The organism is Bradyrhizobium pachyrhizi, from assembly GCF_001189245.1.
Taxonomy (GTDB): Bacteria; Pseudomonadota; Alphaproteobacteria; order Rhizobiales; family Xanthobacteraceae; genus Bradyrhizobium; species Bradyrhizobium pachyrhizi.
Genome location: NZ_LFIQ01000075.1, coordinates 14,147 through 16,615, shown reverse-complemented (window position 1 = coordinate 16,615; position 2,469 = coordinate 14,147). Strand labels below are relative to the sequence as shown.

Annotated in this window: 3 protein-coding genes; 1 reads left to right on the top strand and 2 read right to left on the bottom strand. The window is 64.0% G+C overall.

Going from position 1 to position 2,469, the window contains the following annotated elements; genetic code table 11:
• Positions 1-47 precede the first annotated feature (47 nt).
• Entirely contained in the window at positions 48-1,010 is a 963-nt protein-coding gene (locus AKL29_RS15075) for an SMP-30/gluconolactonase/LRE family protein (protein ID WP_050384740.1), read from the bottom strand.
• A 113-nt stretch (positions 1,011-1,123) separates the two neighbouring features.
• Between AKL29_RS15075 and AKL29_RS15070 the strand changes: the two genes are divergently transcribed.
• The gene (locus tag AKL29_RS15070) at positions 1,124-1,945 is read left to right on the top strand and encodes an NAD-dependent epimerase/dehydratase family protein (protein ID WP_050384739.1); all 822 of its coding nucleotides are present in this window, start codon (positions 1,124-1,126) and stop codon (positions 1,943-1,945) included.
• On the opposite strand, the gene AKL29_RS15065 is transcribed toward AKL29_RS15070, so the two are convergent.
• Positions 1,946-2,469: invasion associated locus B family protein (locus AKL29_RS15065; protein ID WP_193395215.1), on the bottom strand; the 524-nt coding region annotated here is incomplete at its 5' end. It lies immediately after the preceding gene.

The window sequence follows — 2,469 nt, the reverse complement described above, 5'->3', positions numbered from 1 at the left end:
TCGAATGTGAATCTACCTCCCTGCTTTCGCCGGGACGACGAGGAAAACTACCCGCCGAGCGCGCCTTGGGTGTTGACGTAGAGCGCATAGATCGACTGGCTCGCCGCCATGAACAGGCGGTTGCGCTTGACGCCACCGAAGCAGAGGTTGGCGCAGCGCTCCGGCAGCGCGATGCGGCCGATCATGACGCCGTCGGGCGCGAACACGACGACGCCGTCGAGTTCGGGATCACCCATGCCCCAGCCGCACCACAGATTGCCGTCGATGTCGCAGCGCATGCCGTCGGGCGTGCCCGGGCCGGCGTCGATGAAGACGCGCTTGTTGGAGATCGTCTTGCCGTCGGCTGCGACGTCATAGGCGAGGATCTTGCGGTTCGGTTCGCCGCGGGATTCCACGACGTAGAGGATCTTCTCGTCCGGCGAGAAGCAGAGCCCGTTCGGACCCAGCACGCCCTCGGCGACGATGGTGGCCTCGCGGGTTGCGGGATCGAGCCGGTAGACGTTGGGCTCGATCTCGGGATCGGCCTTGTAGCCTTCGTAGTTGCCGAGCAGGCCGAAGATCGGATCAGTGAACCAGATCGAGCCGTCGGATTTCACAACGACGTCGTTCGGCGAGTTCAGTCGCTTGCCGCCGAAGGAGTCGATCAGCACCGTAATCGATCCGTCATATTCGGTGCGCACCACGCGGCGGCCGCCATGCTCGCAGGTGATCAGTCGGCCCTGGCGATCGCGGGTGTTGCCGTTGGCGAAGTTCGACGGCTTGCGGAAGATGCTCGCCGCGCCGGTCTCCTCCTCCCATTTGAGGATGCGCTGGTTCGGGATGTCGCTGCACAACAGATAGCGGCCGTCGCCGAACCACACCGGACCTTCGGCCCAGCGCAGGCCGGTCGCGATGCGCTCGACGGCGGAGAGTTTCAGCCAGTATTTCTCGAAACGCGGATCGAGCGCGCGGATCGCGGGATCGGGATAGCAGGTCGCGGGACGCCAGCCGGCGGAATGAACATCGGACATTTGCTGTTCTCGTTGTTGTGTTTCGATGGTGTTTCCTTGAGCGCCTGGTTTGCTATCATTGTCGGCCTGCGACCGCAATTCGATCGCAGCAATCAGGAAAGAAGAGGGACGGCATGCCACGCATATTGATGACCGGCGCATCGGGGGGAATCGGAACGAGCCTGCGCAAGCTGCTGCCGCCGATCTATCCGGATCTCCTGCTGAGCGATATCAAGCAGCCCTCCGATCTCGGCAGCAACGAAAAGTTCAAGGCGGCCGATCTCGCCGACCTTGCGCAGGTCGAGGCGATCTGCGAGGGCGTCGACGGCATTCTGCATTTCGGCGGCTATTCGGTCGAAGGACCCTGGGACGCGATCCTGCAGTCCAACATCATCGGCTGCTACAATCTGTTCGAGGCGGCGCGCAAAAAGGGCGTCAAGCGCGTGATCTTCGCCTCATCCAATCACGCGGTCGGGTTCTATCCGCGTCATCACCGCATCGGCACCGACGTCACCGCGCGGCCGGATAGTCGCTATGGTGTGAGCAAGGTGTTCGGTGAGGGCGTCGGCGCGCTCTATGCCGACAAGCACGGCATCAAGGTCACGTGCCTCCGGATCGGCAATTTCGGCGAGGCGCCGCTCGACCACCGCAGGCTCTCGATCTGGCTCAAGCCGGAAGACCTCGTCCAGCTCTGCCGCATCGGGCTCGAGCATCCCGACATCCATTTCGAGGTACTGTACGGCGCGTCCTACAATGAGCGCTCGTGGTGGGACAATCACCGCGCCTACGATCTCGGCTATCGTCCGACCGGAAGGGCTGAAGATTTCCGCGAGCACGCGATGGCCGAGCAGGCCAAGCTGCCGCCGGATCCGGTCGGCGATTACTACCAGGGCGGTGCGTTCTGCAGCATGGAGTTCGACGGCGACAAGGAGAGGGTGATCGACTGGAAGAAGTGATCAATCCTCGCATTGCGGCAGTTGCTTCACGGATTCGGTGTGCTGCTGCGCGTCCTTCGAACCTTGCCCGGATGTCTTGGGCGGGCTGCCGGGCCCGTCAAAGGTTTCGGCGAAGTGCGTGAGGGGAAAGGCGAGGCTGATGGTCTGCCCGGTGAGGTTCTTGGCTTCGACGGCGATGGTCTGCGCGTGCTTCAGCCGCTCGATCATTTCGCCATCGGCCTCGAGCGTGCCGCCGCAGCCGAGCGTGTAGCAATGCGGCCTGGCGATCTGGATCGGCTCGTCCTGATCGATGCGGAGGCTGATCGTGCCTTCCAGCATGGTCCGCGTTCCGACATTGGCGCTCACGATCGCGCGCTTGCTGCTCTGCGGCGAGACGCTGAGTGTGCCGCCCGATGGCGAGCACTGACCGCGCGCGGCGGCGCCGACGAAGCAGCTCGCCTCTGTCAGGCACGTCTTGGTCCAGGGCTCGTAGGTGAGCTGCGTCGCGCGCGGATCGGCCGCTTCGCCGACGCCGCCGAGCGCAA